Annotated in this window: 13 protein-coding genes and 3 pseudogenes; 9 read left to right on the forward strand and 7 right to left on the reverse strand. The window is 70.8% G+C overall.

The window, feature by feature from the left end:
- A partial coding sequence (locus K304_RS0116775) for a transposase (protein WP_027764710.1) occupies window positions 1–309 on the forward strand: 309 nt, incomplete at its 5' end.
- A 393-nt stretch (window positions 310–702) separates the two neighbouring features.
- Here the strand turns inward: K304_RS0116775 and K304_RS0116780 are convergent.
- A complete protein-coding gene (locus K304_RS0116780) occupies window positions 703–1,185 on the reverse strand; it encodes a DinB family protein (protein ID WP_027764711.1) in 483 nt (160 codons plus the stop codon).
- Window positions 1,186–1,836: 651 nt separating this feature from the next.
- Here K304_RS0116780 and K304_RS0116785 point away from each other — a divergent pair.
- Window positions 1,837–2,250, forward strand: coding sequence for a YunG family protein (locus K304_RS0116785; RefSeq protein WP_027764712.1), 414 nt, complete (start codon window positions 1,837–1,839; stop codon window positions 2,248–2,250).
- On the opposite strand, the pseudogene istB reads toward K304_RS0116785, so the two are convergent.
- A pseudogene (gene istB, locus K304_RS29435) lies at window positions 2,247–3,045 on the reverse strand (IS21-like element helper ATPase IstB). The gene K304_RS0116785 and the pseudogene istB overlap by 4 nt on opposite strands.
- Window positions 3,042–4,678, reverse strand: a pseudogene (istA, locus tag K304_RS29440) (IS21 family transposase). Before istA ends, istB begins: the two co-directional pseudogenes overlap by 4 nt.
- A 530-nt stretch (window positions 4,679–5,208) precedes the next feature.
- Here istA and K304_RS32960 point away from each other — a divergent pair.
- Window positions 5,209–5,364, forward strand: a pseudogene (locus K304_RS32960) (IS110 family transposase); the annotation flags it as partial.
- A gap of 49 nt (window positions 5,365–5,413) precedes the next feature.
- On the opposite strand, the gene K304_RS0116800 reads toward K304_RS32960, so the two are convergent.
- Window positions 5,414–5,626 (reverse strand): hypothetical protein, encoded by a 213-nt coding sequence (locus K304_RS0116800; RefSeq protein WP_027764713.1) that lies wholly within the window; start codon window positions 5,624–5,626, stop codon window positions 5,414–5,416.
- A 307-nt stretch (window positions 5,627–5,933) separates the two neighbouring features.
- Here K304_RS0116800 and K304_RS29445 point away from each other — a divergent pair, with 307 nt between their 5' ends.
- The 3 genes from K304_RS29445 (at window position 5,934) to K304_RS0116815 (ending at window position 10,162) form a co-directional block, all read left to right on the forward strand.
- Window positions 5,934–7,313, forward strand: a complete 1,380-nt coding sequence (locus tag K304_RS29445) for a helix-turn-helix domain-containing protein (RefSeq protein ID WP_051308536.1) — start codon at window positions 5,934–5,936, stop codon at window positions 7,311–7,313.
- Window positions 7,313–7,888, forward strand: a complete 576-nt coding sequence (locus K304_RS0116810) for a hypothetical protein (protein ID WP_027764714.1) — start codon at window positions 7,313–7,315, stop codon at window positions 7,886–7,888. Before K304_RS29445 ends, K304_RS0116810 begins: the two co-directional genes overlap by 1 nt.
- Window positions 7,889–8,251: 363 nt before the next feature.
- The gene (locus K304_RS0116815) at window positions 8,252–10,162 is read left to right on the forward strand and encodes an AMP-binding protein (protein WP_027764715.1); all 1,911 of its coding nucleotides are present in this window, start codon (window positions 8,252–8,254) and stop codon (window positions 10,160–10,162) included.
- A gap of 7 nt (window positions 10,163–10,169) precedes the next feature.
- On the opposite strand, the gene K304_RS29450 is transcribed toward K304_RS0116815, so the two are convergent.
- The 3 genes from K304_RS29450 to K304_RS0116830 all read right to left on the reverse strand — a co-directional run bounded on the left by K304_RS29450 (window position 10,170) and on the right by K304_RS0116830 (window position 13,215).
- The gene (locus K304_RS29450) at window positions 10,170–11,108 is read right to left on the reverse strand and encodes a Scr1 family TA system antitoxin-like transcriptional regulator (protein WP_078529241.1); all 939 of its coding nucleotides are present in this window, start codon (window positions 11,106–11,108) and stop codon (window positions 10,170–10,172) included.
- A gap of 133 nt (window positions 11,109–11,241) precedes the next feature.
- Window positions 11,242–11,952: a hypothetical protein gene (locus K304_RS0116825; RefSeq protein ID WP_051308537.1), complete on the reverse strand. Its 711-nt coding sequence runs from the start codon at window positions 11,950–11,952 to the stop codon at window positions 11,242–11,244.
- A gap of 36 nt (window positions 11,953–11,988) precedes the next feature.
- Window positions 11,989–13,215 (reverse strand): acyl-CoA dehydrogenase family protein, encoded by a 1,227-nt coding sequence (locus tag K304_RS0116830; RefSeq protein WP_027764717.1) that lies wholly within the window; start codon window positions 13,213–13,215, stop codon window positions 11,989–11,991.
- A gap of 170 nt (window positions 13,216–13,385) precedes the next feature.
- On the opposite strand from K304_RS0116830, the gene K304_RS0116835 reads away from it, so the two are divergent.
- The 3 genes from K304_RS0116835 to K304_RS0116845 all read left to right on the forward strand — a co-directional run bounded on the left by K304_RS0116835 (window position 13,386) and on the right by K304_RS0116845 (window position 16,101).
- A complete protein-coding gene (locus K304_RS0116835; protein ID WP_027764718.1) occupies window positions 13,386–14,030 on the forward strand; it encodes a TetR/AcrR family transcriptional regulator in 645 nt (214 codons plus the stop codon).
- An 84-nt stretch (window positions 14,031–14,114) separates the two neighbouring features.
- The gene (locus tag K304_RS0116840) at window positions 14,115–15,353 is read left to right on the forward strand and encodes a MurT ligase domain-containing protein (protein WP_027764719.1); all 1,239 of its coding nucleotides are present in this window, start codon (window positions 14,115–14,117) and stop codon (window positions 15,351–15,353) included.
- A 19-nt stretch (window positions 15,354–15,372) separates the two neighbouring features.
- Window positions 15,373–16,101, forward strand: coding sequence for a type 1 glutamine amidotransferase (locus tag K304_RS0116845; RefSeq protein ID WP_027764720.1), 729 nt, complete (start codon window positions 15,373–15,375; stop codon window positions 16,099–16,101).
- The last annotated feature ends 85 nt before the right edge of the window (window positions 16,102–16,186 follow it).

Raw genomic sequence — 16,186 nt, forward strand, 5'->3', positions numbered from 1 at the left:
AGACACGCCCCTCACCGCGGCCGCCATCTCAAGCCCCGGCGCCTGCACGCAGACAAGGCGTACGACGTCCCTGAACTGCGGCGTTGGGTACGCGGCAACCGCATCGGCGTTCGCATCGCCCGCAAGGGCATCGACTCCAGCGAACGCCTCGGCCGCCGACGATGGGTCATCGAACGCACCATGTCCTGGCTGACCGGCTATCGCCGCCTCAACCACCGCTACGAGCGACATCCCCGGAACTACCTGGCCTTCCTCGGCCTCGCCGCCGCCCTCTGCTGCTACAAACGACTCGCCCGCCTCACCACATAGGACACGGTCTAAGACGGTGACCGTCGCCGCGCCCTCCGCCGGGGCAGCCGGGGCCACGGGCGCAAGAGCGAGGGCGAGTGCTCCGGATGCGGCGAGCGTGCACGCAGCACGCACGATACGACTGCTCGTATGGCGTCCTTTCCTCACAGCCGTTCCGGCCTGCCCAACCGGCTGGTAGAGCGGCCGACCTGCCGAGCCATGGGGGTCGACTGTTCCGGTCGTGGGCGGCTCGCCGATCACGATCGAAGAAGTCCCGCCGGGACCCTCACGCAAGATCGAGGCTAGCGCGTCGTAGGAGAACCTGTATCTGGCGAAGTCGGCGATATGGATCTCGGATGTCCGTCAAAGCGGATCAAGCTCAAACCCCCGGGGCAATGCGTATGAAGCATCAGTTCAGTCAGCGGCAAGAAGCTGCTCCCGCAGGATGTCGGCGTGACCGCAGTGGTGGGCCAGCTCGCGCAGGACCTGCAAGTACACCCAGCGCAGGGTGCGCGGCCCGGCCTGGTGACCGGTCACAACGGACTTCAGCGACAGGCCGGTGACCGTCTGCCGGGCTCGCGCACAGGCGTCCCGGTGAGCAGCCGTGACGGAGGCGACGGAATCCTCATCGGCGAGCTGGAAGCTCTCATCCGGGCTCGCTACCAAGCCCAGCTCCCGGCGGGGTGTTCCACCGACACACTCCTCGAACCACACCCGCTGCATCCACGTGACGTGCTTGAGCAGCCCAAGCAGCGTCGTCGAGGACGGGACGAGCCCACGCCGGGCCTGCTCCTCGGTAAGCCCCTCAAGGGTCGTCTCGAGGGCACCCCGGTACTCCTCGACGAACGCGGCAAGCTGGGTGCGCTCGTCGTCCAACAGCACATCGAAAGAGCTCATGTCGATTCTCCCTACCCGTTCCCCAAAGCCACGGACACCCGCTCGTGCGAGCGGCGGACCCCCACGGTTCCAGATCCCCCCAGGGAGGACCGTGCCCGGACGGGAGCAGTAGGACGAGGGTGGACTGCACGCGCATCCGCGGTCGCGGCCTTCCATGTGAGCGGCGTACTGCATGCCCCCGCACACCTGCCGGCGCCACGCGAGGCGGGAGCGCTGGTATGTCTCCGTACGGGGAGCAGCGGGCAGGTCTGCGGCGATGAGGTCCTCGGGGTCCCACGGCAAGGCAGTGAGCCGTCCGTGCGGCGTGGTGGAGCGTTCGACGAACTGCCAGCGGTTGCCGTGCTTGTAGGCACGGACAGGAACTTGTCCGAAGAAGACATGGTTGTGGGTATCCCGTCTACGCCGGAACGCGTACGGGTCCAGAGAGATCGAGCTCCCTTGAATGCCCTCGACCAAATACCTCACGCAAGGTCCATAGTGATCACTGCCCCAGTGGCTTCGTTCACGTTCACCGACAGCTTTTGTTGATGAGCCAAGGAGGCAGCCGGTGACCAGTGAGGTCGCAAATGTTCAGCAGTTTTGAAGGCAGCGCTGTCCGAGCATGCCCCTCGGTCACGATCGGCTGTCAGTACTCGCTGGGAGGATGCGGGCATGACACCGTTGCTTCTCACCGACATCGAACGGGCCGTTCGCAGCAGCTGGGGTGCTGACACGACCACGCCTGGGTTCCGACCTCACTGGTCTCCCGAAAATCCGGCGCGGGATCAGTGCGGTGTGACTGCGATGGTGCTCAACGACCTACTCAGCGGCGAGCTGATCCGAGGCGAGGTGATGGTGAACGGGGAGCGCACGGACTACCACTGGTGGAACCGCTTGGGGATGGGCATCGAGGTCGACCTCACACGCGAACAGTTCAGGCCAGAGGAGGTCGTGACCGGGGGCATTGTCATCCCCCGGCCACCGACGTTCGTCTGGCTGCGCGCAGAGTACGAGCTCCTCCGCGACCGAGTTGTGGAGAAGCTCAGCCAACGGGAAACCACAGGTCCTGGGGCCGTCACCGGCTAGCCGGCCTTGGCTGGTTCCTCGGCGCGTGCGCGGGTGGTGGCGAGGCGGCAGGAGTCGGTGCCGGTTTCGATGATGGTGCCGTTGAAGGTGAGGCGGTCGACGATGGCCGCGCAGAGGCGGGGGTCGGTGAAGGTCTTGGTCCAGCCGCCGAAGGACTCGTTGGAGGCGATGGCGACGCTGTTCTTCTCCTCGCGTTCGGTCAGGACCTGGAAGAGGAGTTCGGCGCCATGGCGGTCGAGTTCCACGTAGCCGAGTTCGTCGAAGCAGAGTAGGTCGACGCTGCCGTAGCGTGCGATGGTCTTGTTCAACTGCTTCTCGTCAGCGGCCTCGACCAATTCGTTCACCAGCTTCGTGGCGAGGGTGTAGCGCACCCGGTAGCCCTTCATCGCGGCCTCGGTGCCCAGCGCGATGATCATGTGGGACTTGCCGGTGCCGGAGTCTCCGATCAGGCAGAGGGGGCTGGCCTTTCTTGATCCAGTCGCAGCTGGCCAGGGTGGGGACGGTGGCCGGGTCGATGTTGGGGTTGGCGTCGGAATTGAAGGCGCGCAGGGACTTCTCCCTGGGGAAACTGGCGGCCTTGATCCGCCGTTCCGAGCGGCGGCGGTCGCGGTCGTCGCACTCGGCCATCAGGAGTTCGGCGAGGAAACCGCGGTAGGTCATCTGGTCTTTGACCGCCTGGTCGGCGATCTCGGAGAACACGCCGCGGATCGAGGGGAGCCGCAGCATGCGGCAGGCGGTGTCGATGGCCGCGTCGGCGGCCTGCTCGGTCAAGCCTCGCTGGCGGGGCAGGGTCACTGGGCTTCTCCCTCACGATGGTCACCGCCGCTGGTGCGGCGACGGTGAAGCAGCTGGTGGTACGCGGTCACCGATGGCAGGGGCCTGGTGTCCGGGGGAAGATGCGCCAGGCGCCACTCGTGCAACGAGGTCACGGTCGCCGCCGGCTTGCCGGCGCGGGGGTGCACCGGGGGTGTCGTGGCGGGTTCGTGCTCGGCCTGGGCGGCTTTGCGGGCCTCCAGCGCGACGGCGTCCGCTGTCAGTGCGCCGGCCCGCAGTGCGGCGGCCAGGCCCGCGACGATGTGTTCGTGGGGCGGGTGGCGGCCCAGCAGCAGCACCTCGATCAGGGCCCGGGTGCCGTCCCGCTCGGCGTGGACCTTGCTGGCCTGGGCCCACCAGGCATCGTGGACCGGGGTGAACTTTCCCGCTGAACGATCCTGCTCCAGCGCGGTCGCCCCGGGGAACGCGCCGGGCTTGCGGACTAGGGCTTCGAGGTAGTGGTCCAGTTCAAGGCGGCAGCCGTCTTTGGCGATGAGCCGCTCGTACCGGGCCACTTCGACGTTTGGTCGTAGACGACCAGGTGAGAGGCGTGGAGGACCACGCGTACTCGTCGGCCGATCAGGCGGACCGGGACCGAGTAGCGGTTGGCCCATACCGGGATCTGGCTGTAGCGGTCGACTCGCGGTGTGAAGATCCGGCCTGTCTCGAAGGGGTCGTCGGGCAGCGGCATCAGCAACGGCCGCTCGTCCGCGAAGTACTCGCCCACGGTCTTCGGCCGAGCGCCGATGCGGCGGGCGTCGTCCTGCAGGTCCCACTCCTCGACCAGCTCGTTCAACTCGGCGAGCGAGTCGATCTCGGGGACGGGGACGAAGTGGTTGCGTCGGAAGTAGCCGATCTGCCCCTCGACCCCGCCCTTCTCGTGGGCGCCCTCGATGCCGGGCCGGCAGTAGAAGCTCTCGATGCCGAAGTGCGACTTGAAGGCAATCCAGCGATCCGACTCCACCCGGGCCCGCTTCAGCCCCAGCACCTGGGCCACGGCCGCTTTGAGGTTGTCGTAGCGCACCTTGCTGCGGGGAACGCCACCCAGTGTCCGCAGCGCGTGGACGTGACCTTCGACGAACGCTTCCTGACCGCAGGAGGCGAACACCCGGTGGACGGCCTTGCCCGAATACGACAGCCGGAGCGAGAAGAGGTAGCAGATGACCAGCTCGCCGGCCAGCCGCACCGTCACGTCCCCGAAGTCGACCTCGGCCTCCATGCCCGGCGGGTGCGTCTGCGGAATGAACGCCTCCAGCGGCGCCCTCCCCGACTCCACCAGGATCTGCGGCTTCCGGACGGCGACGTAGCGCCGGACCATGCCGTAGGAGACGTCTGCGGCATGCTCCTCGATCAGCCGGTGGAAGATCCGGGTAACAGTGTGCCGCTGCTTGCGCGGCGCGTCCAGATCCGCCCTCAGGATCGCGTCAATCACCGGCTTGAACGGATCCAGAACTGTCTCCCGGGGCGGGAGCTTCTTCCGCGGCTCCGGCCAGGCCGAGTCCAACGCCTTCCGCACCGTCCGCCACGTCACACCGTGCGTTCGCTCCAACTGCCGCATCGACATGCCGCCACGGTGGTCACGCCGGATCGCCGCATACAGCTTGACCTTCGACATCGGCGGCATGACCAGGACCTTTCACCAGGAACAACTCGATGCTGCCCTGACAAGCACCCAGGTGCCTCCCAAACTCGTGAACCTCACCCGACCGTGGACCAGGGCGCCTCCCAAACCCGTCGACAACCGAAACCCCGTCGACAACCGACTTCACAACTCGCGAACAAGGCCAGCCCCAGGGTGCCGGCAGCCGCTGACACCCGAATGGGCACCGCCACGGCCGGCGCAACTGCAGCGACTTCCACTGTCGGCAGCAAGAGCCGGGGCCAGGAGTGCGTCGGCATGTCCGGCCTTCGCCGGCGGCCGTCTGCGGCTGGGAGAAGGACTTCGCCCGGCGGTGGAAGGTTGGAGGCCGTCGTACCCCAGCTCCAGCCGCACTGGCTGACGGTCCTGGCTGTAGCCGTCGGTGGCGCGCGGAGCGCGTTTCTCGGTTGCCGGTTCGTTGCGTACCGGCTCTTCGCGTGGTGGTCATGTCAGGAGGCCGGTGAGGGCGGTCGCCATGGTGGTGGCGAGGGTGAGGACGATGGCGCGACCCGGCCTCCCTCACCTACTACGACCGCTGCCGAGCCCGAGGCAAAACCCACACCCAAGCCCTCCTCCGCCTCGCACGCCACCGCATCAGCGTCCTCTTCGCCATGCTCCGAGACGGCACCTTCCACCAACCCCGCACCACCGCCAACGCTTGACGAAAGACATAGAGGCACCCCCCGGTCAACGAACCCGGAGCCGACGCAGCTACGACCCGAGCACCGGAGTGTCCGGCCCTTCGTCGGTGGCCGTCTGCCGCTCGGGGGTCGGCTTCGCCCGGCGGTGCAGGGCCGGGGGCGGTTCCTCGGTGTGGAAGCACTGCGGGCACACGTAGCCGCCGTCGGGTCCGACCGGGACGCTGCCCCATCCGCAGTGGGCGCAGTTCACGCTCATCCCGTGCTGGGCCGCCTGGTTCGTCATCCATTCGCTCCGCACTGGTTGCACGGCACTCTCCCGTACGGGCCCTGAATCACGGTCGCCCCACGGTTCGTGCAGTTCATCCCGGCATCCTTTCCCCAGCCTCCAAGGCCTTCCCCACCGTGACACGCCCCGGCGGGCACGACCAGAGCACCGGCATGGGCGCGCCGCTCATGCCTGCCGCACCACTCGACCGCCATCCCGTGCCGCGCTCGCCGACCTGAGCGAGGCCGCCTCACACACCCACGCGAACGCCACTCAGAGGCTATGTTCGAGCTATTTGACGTCTACTCAGGTGTACGATCGTGACATGAGCAGTGAGGTTGAAGGGGACGGGGTCGCGGCGCTGCTGGCGGAGGTGCAGCTGGCGGCGGCGTTCGAGGACCCGGGCGAGCGGGTGCGGTTGCGGAAGGCGGCCGGGCTGTCTCTGGACCAGGTCGCGAAGGCCGTGGGGGTGGGGCGGCAGACCGTGGCGAACTGGGAGGCGGGCGGCATGCCGGCCTCCACCTCGCGGGGGAAGTACCTGCGGCTCCTGGAGGGCCTGGCGCAGATCCACCCCGCCTCCGCCCGGGGATCCGACGCGGTCGTGCAGCCGAAGGCCGTCCCCCGCGCGGAGGCGGCGCCGGCGGAGAGTCCGGCGGCGCGCCAGGCGCGGGCCGGGCACGCGCGGCAGCAGGCGCGGCGCCGGACCAGTTCGGCGGACCAGGTGCGCGCGGAATTGCGGGAGACGATCGCGGCGGCCGTGGACCAGGAGCTGACGAAGGCGGGCGGGGACGCGGACGCCGCGTCAGCCGCGCTGGTGAAGCGGGCGATCCCGGACGTGATGGGCCTCTTCGCCCGCACCAGGGCGCAGGCGCGGTACGAGTACACCGCTTATCCGGCACTGCCGGAGATCCTGCGCAAGCCGTCGAAGACGGATCCGGATCTGATCTGGGAGGCGCGTCCGTCCTGGCGGCGCCCCGGTTTCCGGCGTCACCCGGACGGGGAGCTGGCGGTGATCGCGCTGGACGTGAACGCCGCCTATCTGTCGGCGATGAAGACGTGGCTGCCGATCGGGAAGCTCACCCATTCCGTCGGCGGGGAGCACGACCGCAAGCGCGCCGGGGTGCACCTGATCACCCCCGGGGCGTGGGAGCACGCGCACCTGCCCTCCCCGATCGGCGACCGGGAGGAGGAAGGGCCGGTGTGGGTGACCGAGCCGACCCTGCGGCTGCTGCTGCGGCTGGCCGGCCCGAAGCACCAGCTGATGCAGGCGCCGGTCATCCACGAGTCCTGGACCTCCAGCGCGACGGAGACCTTCCTCGACAGCCTCCGGCAGCTCCTGGCCGTCGCCCGTGCCGACGCGCTGGAGGCCGGCGACGACGTCACCTTGGCGTACGTCAAAGCGATGTACTCCAAGTTCGTATCCACCCTCGGCGAGTCCTCGCACAACCGGGAGATCGTCCGACCGGACTGGATGCACCTCATCCGCTCCCAGGCGTTCGCGAACCTGTGGGGGCGTGCGTACAAGGCGCACCAGGCCGGGCTCACTGTCGTCAGCGCGCTGGGCACCGACGAACTCCACCTCGCCGGCGGGGAATGGCGGCAGACGTGGAGCGAGGGCCGTGGGCTGGGTGAGATGAAGGTCAAGACCGACCGCGACGGCGCTCCCGTCACCTACACCGCCACCACTGCTGCCGGGGGGCGGTGATGGCCGGCCGCTGGATGAACCTCGGCCAGTACAACGCCCACGGTGTGCGGGGAGCGGACGCGCTGGGTGCGGGGATCGAGAACATGGTCACCGGCATCCACTCCGGCGCCGACACCGACCGCGGTATCACCGCACGCCTGCGCTACCTCACCCACTCCGCAGCCGGCTACACCGCGATGGAACGCGCCGGAATCGCCGTCACACCCCGCACCCTGTTCGCGTGGCTGGCCGAGGAACGCACACCCAGCACGGCGAACCGGGCGCGGCTGGACGCCGCGTACTGGAACCTGCGCCGCCACAACGTCGCCGCCGACCTCAAACGCCGCCTCACCTCCCGGGGCGGCACCCGCATCGAAATCGACCCCGTCGACCAGACGGCTGTCGAGCTCCGGCACCGCCGCGACCTCGCCACCAGGCGGCTCACCGTTCGGCCACGCCACTGGAACGCGGCCGTCGACGCCTGGCTCGCGGACGACGACGAAGCCCTGGATGCGGTCTGGGACGAAGTCATCCACAGCCTCGGCAGCGACTACGACGCATTCAGCCACGTCTCCTCCCTCGGCTGGAACGCCTAACGCGATCAACGGAAACTCAGCAACCCGACAACCTCCCGCACTTCCACACCCGACCCGAACCACCCCACGTCAGCGGACTACTACAGGAACGGGTGGCATCTTCGGTCTTCGGCCCGCCCCACGACCCGGGGTCCCAGATGCGGTGGCCGACGGCCAGCACTTCACGGCAGACCGCGGCCGCATTCGGCATCCATCCCGTCACGCAGTCCACTGCGGCAGGTCACACGACCGCCCACACACAAAAGCCGAGGACACGACACCCACACGAACACAGCCACGAGACAGGGGGTTGCAATAAGGTGACCCGCGAGTAAGTTTACCCCCGAGTAAGGTTCGAGGAGGCCCGCGCGGAGGAGCCGGTTCATGGGTGTGCGCAAGGAGTTGAGGCAGGCCGGGCGTCAGCGGGAGCTGGCGGGCAGGGCGCCGGTGCGGCTGGTGCGGGAGGCGGGGAGGGTGCGGGAGGCGCACTGCGCGCCGCTCGTGGAGCCGCCCGAGACCGGCAGTGTCGCCGACATCCCCTTCACCGGCGCGCTGCAGGTGCCGGACGCGGTGGTGCTCCGGCGCAAGGTGGACGGGCGGTGGGTGCCGGTCACGGCCGCCGAGTTCGCCGCGCAGGTGCGGTCGGTGGCGAAGGGCCTGATCGCGGCCGGCCTGGAGCCGGGTGGGCGGGTGGCGCTGATGTCGCGCACCCGGTACGAGTGGGAGGTCCTGGACTTCGCGATCTGGGCCGCGGGCGGGGTCACGGTACCGGTGTACGCCACGTCCTCGGAGCAGCAGGTGGCCTGGATCCTGGAGGACTCCGACGTCCGGTTGTGCGTGGTGGAGACGGAGGAGAACGCCGGGACGGTGGCGGCCGCGGAGCCGGGGCGGCGGCCGGCGGTGTGGCAGATCGACGGTGGGGCGCTGGCCGAACTGCGGGCGCTGGGCGGCGAGGTGGAGGACGGGGAGGTGGAGCGTCGCCGCGAGGCGCTGTCACCACGGTCGGTGGCGACGGTGTGCTACACCTCCGGGACGACCGGCCGCCCCAAGGGCTGCGTGCTCACCCACGGCAACCTCCTGGCGGAGGCCGCGAACACCGTCGAACTGCTGCATCCGGTCTTCCGTGCGGTGACCGGGCAGACCGCGTCGACGCTGCTGTTCCTGCCGCTGGCGCACATCCTGGGTCGCACCATCCAGATCGCCTGCCTGCTGGCGCACATCGAGGTGGGACACTGCCCGAGCATCAAGCCGGACGAACTGCGGCCCGAGCTGCGGGAGTTCCGGCCGACGTTCGTGGTGGGGGTGCCGTACCTGTTCGAGAAGATCCACGACACCGGGCGGGCCACCGCGGAGAAGCTGGGCCGTGGGGCGTCGTTCGACCGGGCGGACCGGGTGGCGGTGCGGTTCGGCGAGGCGGCGCTGGCGCGGTTCCTCGGTACCGGCCCGGGGCCGGGGGTGGGCGTTCGCGCCGCGTGGGCGCTGTACGACCTGCTGGTGTACCGGCGGGTGCGCAAGGAGCTGGGCGGCCGGCTCCGGTACGCCATCAGCGGCGGCTCGCCCCTGGACCGCCGGCTGAACCTGTTCTTCTTCGCCGCCGGCGTCGTGGTCTACGAGGGTTACGGGCTGACGGAGACGACAGCCGCGGCGACCCTGGTACCGCCGCTCGAGCCGCGGCCGGGAACGGTGGGGCGGCCGGTGCCGGGCACGGCGATACGGGTCGCGGACGACGGCGAGGTACTGGTGCGCGGCGGGATCGTCTTCGACTCCTACTGGCGGAACGCGGCCGCGACCGAGGAGGTGCTGGCGGACGGCTGGTTCGCCACCGGTGACCTGGGCGCGCTGGACGACGAGGGGTTCCTGACGATCACCGGGCGGAAGAAGGACATCCTGGTCACCTCCGGTGGCAAGAACGTCTCCCCCAGCGTGCTGGAGGACCGGCTGCGGAGCCGTCCACCGGTGGGACAGTGCATGGTGGTGGGCGACGACCGGCCCTATGTGGCGGCGCTGGTGACGCTGGAGGAGGAGGCGGTACGGCACTGGCTGGCGGTGCGCAGGCGACCGGCGGACACACCGCGTGCCCGGCTGCGGGAAGACCCCGAGCTGCTGGCGGACGTGCAGCGCGCGGTGGACTACGCCAACGAGGCGGTCTCGCGGGCGGAGTCGATCCGGCGTTTCGTGGTCGTGGACGGCGAGTTCACCGAGGCCGACGGCATGCTCACTCCGTCGCTGAAAGTCCGTCGGCAGGCCGTGGCGGAGGGGTACGCGAAGGAGATCGACGAACTGTACACACGTTGACGAGGTGTCAGGCGGCACCGTCGGGGTCGGGGCAGCAGTCGTGAATCAGCTCGTGCAGGAGGGCCGGGGTCCGGGCGGCCGGTTCGGCGAGAGTGACGAGCCGGTCGATCAGGTGCCGGTAGAACTCGACTTCCTCGCGGTCCTCGGGGTAGCGGGCACTGCGGAGCTGTTCGAGGTAGGCCACGTCGGGCAGGCCGCTTTCGGGGAGCCGGAGGAGGCTGACGGCGCCGCCGCCGGTCACGAGCCCGCCGGTGTGCAGGGGCAATACCTGGACGGTGACGTGCGGCAGACGGCTGGCTGCGGCCAGATGGTGCAGCTGGGCCCGCAGGGTGGCGGGGCCGCCGACCGGGCGGCGGAGGGCTGCCTCGTCGACCACGGCCCACAGGTGCGGGGGGTGGGTGCGGTGCAGGACGTCCTGGCGGCGGGTGCGCAGCCGGACGCGGCGTTCGCGCTCTGAGGTGCTGGTGCCGGGGTGGCCGAGGGCGAAGAGTGCGCGGGCGTACTCGGGTGTCTGGAGCAGCCCGGGCACGAACTGGGGTTCGTAGGCGCGGATGACGGAGGCGGCCTGTTCGAGGCCCAGGTAGGTCTCCAGCCAGTCGGGGACGACGTCGCGGTAGTCGTCCCACCAGCCGGGCCGGTTGGCCTGTTCGGCGAGGCCGAGGAGCACGGCGCGCTCGGCGTCGTCGTCGACGCTGAAGATGGTCAGCAGGTCGGCGACGTCGCGGAGCCGGCAGCCGGTGCGGCCGAGTTCGATCCCGGCGAGGCGGGTGTCGGTGCTGCGGATCGCCTCGGCGGCCTCCTGCCGGGAGACGTACTGGGCTTCGCGCAGTTCGCGCAGCCGGCTCCCGAGGACCATGCGGGCCACGGCCGGTCCGGCCGGGGTGGTGGCATGGGTGGGCCGGGCGGTGCCGGCGGGGCCGGTTCTGGTGCCGTGTGTGCTTCGCATGGTCTCGCTCTCCGTCCACGAACGCCGCAGCGGTCCACCTTGGTGTTCTGCCCGCCGTGTCGCGGTGTTCACTTTTCCACAAGCACGGTCTTCGCGGCGCCCGTTGCCAATGTAGGGAACGGGGCGGTGTCTGTCAGCGGCGGGGTCCGGGGGTGACCAGGAGGTAGGGGCGGCGGCGGGTGTCGGTGTAGCGGTCGGCTTCCCAGCCGTGGGTGGACAGGAGGTGGGCGCAGTCGTCGAGACCGTCGCGGCCTCGCCGCCGGTCGGGGTCGTCGTCGGCGGTGTGCCAGGCGACGCGCACGGTGCCGGGGTCGGCGTGGCGGGCGGTGACGCGGTAGCCGCTGCCGGTGCACCGTCCGGTGTCGTCCAGTGCGGCGGGCGGGAGGCCGGCGGCTTCGAGGGTGAGGGCGACGGCGTGGACGGGGCGGGCGCGTTCCCAGTCGGCGGGGGTGCCGGGGGTGCCGGTGAGGCGGCGGATCTCCAGGAGGGAGTGCCAGGCGCGGGTGGCGGCCTCGGGGTGACGGGCTCCGCCGTGCGGCGGGCCGTCACCGGTGGCGGGGGTGAAGCCGGAGGACGGTGTGCCCGGGTGGCGGTCGGGGTCCGCGGTGGTGCGGAGCAGGCCGTCGCGGAGGGTGCGTCCGGCGGGGGTGAGGTAGTGGGCGCCGCGGGTGCCGTGGCGGCGGGCGAGGCCGAGCGCGGTGAGGCGCGCCGTGACGGCGGCGCTCGCGCGGATCTCGCCGGTGGCCGGGTCGGCTGCGGTGACCGCCCGGCGCTGAGCGGGTGTCAGCGGCGGGCGGCCGTGTCCCCGGCCGGGTGTGTCCCGGCCGGCGCGGGGCGGCGTCATACCGGCAGCGTACGGCGCCGGTGTGACGGGGGCGGGTCAGCGGACGGGGACGCCGGAGACCGTGCGGGAGATGACCAGGCGCTGGATCTCGCTGGTGCCTTCGAAGATGGTGTAGATCGCGCTGTCGCGGTGCATGCGCTCGACGGGGTATTCGCGGGTGTAGCCGTTGCCGCCGAGGATCTGGATGGCCTGGCCGGTGACGGACTTGGCGATCTCGCTGGCGTACAGCTTGGACATGGAGCCTTCGGCGGACTCGAAGGGCTTGCCGGCGGCGGCCATCCAGGAGGCGCGCCAGACCAGGAGGCGGGCGGCGTCGATCTGGGTGCGCATGTCGGCGAGCTGGAAGGCGACGCCCTGGTTGTCGATGATGGGACGGCCGAACTGCTCGCGGGTCCGGGCGTAGTCGAGGGCCACCTCGTAGGCGGCACGGGCGGTGCCGACGGCCATGGCGCCGACGGCGGGGCGGGAGGCCTCGAAGGTGGCCATGGCGGCGTTCTTCAACCTCTCCCCACCCTTGCGGGCGCGTTCGCGGGCGCGGGCGAGGCGCTCGTCGAGCTTCTCCTTGCCGCCGAGGAGGCAGGAGCCGGGGACGCGGACGTCCTCGAGGACGACTTCGGCGGTGTGGGAGGCGCGGATGCCGTGCTTGAGGAACTTCTGGCCCTGGGAGAGACCGGGGGTGTTCGGCGGGACGATGAAGGAGGCGTGGCCCTTGGATCCGAGTTCGGGGTCGACGACGGCGACGACGACGTGGACGTTCGCGATGCCGCCGTTGGTGGCCCAGGTCTTGGTGCCGTTGAGCACCCATTCGTCCTTGGCCTCGTCGTAGACGGCGCGGGTGCGCATGGAGGCGACGTCGGAGCCGGCGTCGGGCTCGGAGGAGCAGAAGGCGGCGACCTTGACGTCGTCGGCGTCGCCGTACATCTGCGGGACCCAGGTGCCGATCTGTTCCTCGGTGCCGTTGGCGAGGACGCCGACGGCGGCCAGGCCGGTGCCGACGATGGACAGGGCGATGCCGGCGTCGCCCCAGAACAGCTCCTCCATGGTCATGGGGATGCCGAGGCCTGTGGGGTCGAAGAACTGCTGGGCGTAGAAGTCGAGGGAGTAGAGGCCTATCTTGGCCGCCTCCTGGATGATGGGCCAGGGGGTCTCCTCCCGTTCGTCCCATTCGGCGGCCGCCGGACGGATCACGTCGGCTGCGAACCCGTGGATCCAGTCGCGGACGACCTTCTGGTCGTCGTTGAGGTCGAATGCGAACTCCGCCATGGCAGGCCCTTCCCGAAGCGTGTTACCTGCAGTAACAGGTCATCCCGCCGCACAGTCTGTTACCGGCTAGTAAGGGCTGTCAACTCACGCGCTCGCCGCCGCGCGGCCCCTCCCCCGCGGGTGTTACGTTGCGCAGGGGACCGGCGACGACGGGCGGGGAGAGAACGGCGATGGGCACCACACGGCGCGAGGACCGGCACGGTACGGCCGAGCGCAGACGGCGGGAGCTGCTGGAGGCCGCCGACCGGGTGGTGCTGCGCGACGGCCCGGGCGCGTCGATGAACGCGATCGCCGCGGAGGCGGGGATCACCAAGCCGATCCTGTACCGGCACTTCGGCGACAAGGGCGGACTGTACCGGGCGCTGGCGGTGCGGCACACCGACGCGCTGCTGGACGCGCTCCGCGGCGCCCTGGACGCCCCGGTCGGCCGCCGCGAGCGGGTCGAGGCCACCCTGGACACCTACCTGGCCGCGATCGAGGCCAGGCCGCAGGTCTACCGCTTCCTGATGCACCCGGCGGAAGAGACCACCGCGGGCGAGCGCGGTTTCGACGTGGGCCGTCATTCCGCTCCCCTGCTGCGCCGGCTCGGCGAGGAACTCGCCGCCGTGATCGCCGAACGGGTGGAGCTGGGCCCGGACGCCGAGCGGGTGGCGCGGGTCTGGGGGCACGGGATCGTGGGGATGATGCACGCTGCCGGCGACTGGTGGCTGGCGGAACGTCCGTGTTCACGGCAGGAGTTGGTGCGGTCCCTGGCGGATCTGCTGTGGGGGAGGCTGGCCGTCGCCGGTGACGTGCGCGGCGGTCCCGGCTTCTGAGCGCCCTCCGTGCCGCGGTTCGGGCGCGGTCGGCCTTCTCGATAGGCTTGCCCCCGACCCAGGCGCATTGGAGGACCAAGGAAGATGGCAGGGAACACGGAGCCGCTGACGCCGCGGGCGAAGCTGGCCGTGACGGCGGGACGGGCCGCGGCAGCCTTCTCGCGGGCAGCAGGCCGCGGCAGCGGATCGGTGATCGGCGGCAAGGTGGCCCTCAGGCTCGACCCCGACCTGCTGGCACGGCTGGCGCGGCACCTGGACGTGGTGCTGGTGTCGGCGACGAACGGCAAGACCACCACGACCCGGCTGATCGCCGAGGCGCTGCGGGCCGGCGGCGAGGTCGTCTCCAACGCGCTGGGCGCCAACATGCCGGCCGGGATCACCTCGGCACTGGCAGGCGGGTCGTCCGCGCGCTTCGGTGTGATCGAGGTCGACGAGAAGTACCTGGCAGGGGTGGCCCGCGACGTCACGCCGAAGGCCATCGCGCTGCTGAACCTCTCCAGGGACCAGCTGGACCGCGCCGCGGAGACCCGGATGCTGGCGGAGCACTGGCGCGAGGGGCTGGCCGGGCAGAAGGCCGTCATCATCGCCAACGCGGACGACCCGCTGGTGGTGTGGGCCGCCTCCGACTCACCGAACGTGGTGTGGGTCGCCGCCGGCCAGGAGTGGAAGGACGACGCCTGGTCGTGCCCCGCGTGCGGCGGCGTGATGCAGCGGCCCGGGGACGACTGGTTCTGCGGCGAGTGCGGCTTCCGCCGCCCCACGCCGACCTGGGCCCTGTCCGGGGACCACGTGCTGGACCCGCACGGTTCGGCGTGGCCGATCAGGCTGCAGCTGCCCGGCCGGGCGAACAAGGCCAACGCCGCCACCTCGGCCGCGGTGGCGGCCACCTTCGGCGTGGCGCCACAGGTGGCCCTGGAGCGGATGTACGCGGTGACGGCCGTCGCCGGCCGGTACGACGTGGTGTCGTACCAGGGTCGCGACGTACGGCTGCTCCTGGCGAAGAACCCGGCCGGCTGGCTGGAGACGTTCTCCCTGATCGACCCGCCCCCGGCACCGGTGATCCTGTCGGTGAACGCGCGCGGCGCGGACGGCACCGACACCTCCTGGCTGTGGGACGTGGACTACTCGCGGCTGGCCGGTCACCCGATCTGCGTGATCGGCGACCGCAAGCTGGACCTGGCGGTGCGGCTGGAGGTCGCGGGCGTCGACTTCCAGGTCTGCCAGAGCGCCCAGGAGGCGGTGCGGGCGTGCCCGCCGGGCCGGATCGAGGCGATCGCGAACTACACGGCGTTCCAGGACCTGCGCCGCGTCGTGGGCAACTGAGCGGGGCGAGGAGACGAGCATGGGTGACACGAGTCTGCGTCTGGTGTGGGTCTACCCGGACCTGCTGAGCACGTACGGGGACCAGGGGAACGCCCTGGTGGTGGAGCGGCGCGCGCAGCAGCGCGGCCTGGAGGTGCAGCGCATCGACATCCGCTCCGACCAGCCGGTGCCGACCTCGGGCGACATCTACCTGATCGGCGGCGGCGAGGACCGGCCGCAGCGGCTGGCCGCGGAGCGGCTGCGGCGGGACGGCGGCCTGAACCGCGCGGTGGACAACGGAGCGATCGTGTTCTCGGTGTGCGCCGGCTACCAGATCATCGGGCACGAGTTCATCAACGACCTCGGCAAGCGCGAGCCCGGCCTGGGGCTGCTGGACGTGACGTCGGGCCGCGGCGAGGCCGAGCGGTGCGTCGGCGACGTGCTGGCCGACATCGACGACCGGCTGGGGCTGCCGCAGCTGACGGGCTTCGAGAACCACCAGGGCGTCACGCACGTCGGGCCGAACGCCCGGCCGTTCGCCCGGGTCCGGCTGGGCAAGGGCAACGGGACCGGCGACGGCACCGAGGGGGCCTGGCAGGACACCGTCTTCGGCACCTACATGCACGGCCCGGTGCTCGCCCGGAACCCGCTGATCGCCGACCTGCTGATCAAGCTGGCGCTGGACGTCAACGCGCTGCCGCCGGTGGACGACCGGTGGTACGAGGCGCTGCGCGGCGAGCGCATCGCGGCGGCGGTCCAGCCCGCCTGAGCCGCGCTGCGGTACGGCGCCGGGGCACCCGCGGAGCACGCGGGTGCCCCGGCGCCGTCGCGTGCGGAGGGCGGTCCTAGTCTGG

The sequence above is a fragment of the Streptomyces sp. CNS606 genome (assembly GCF_000426325.1).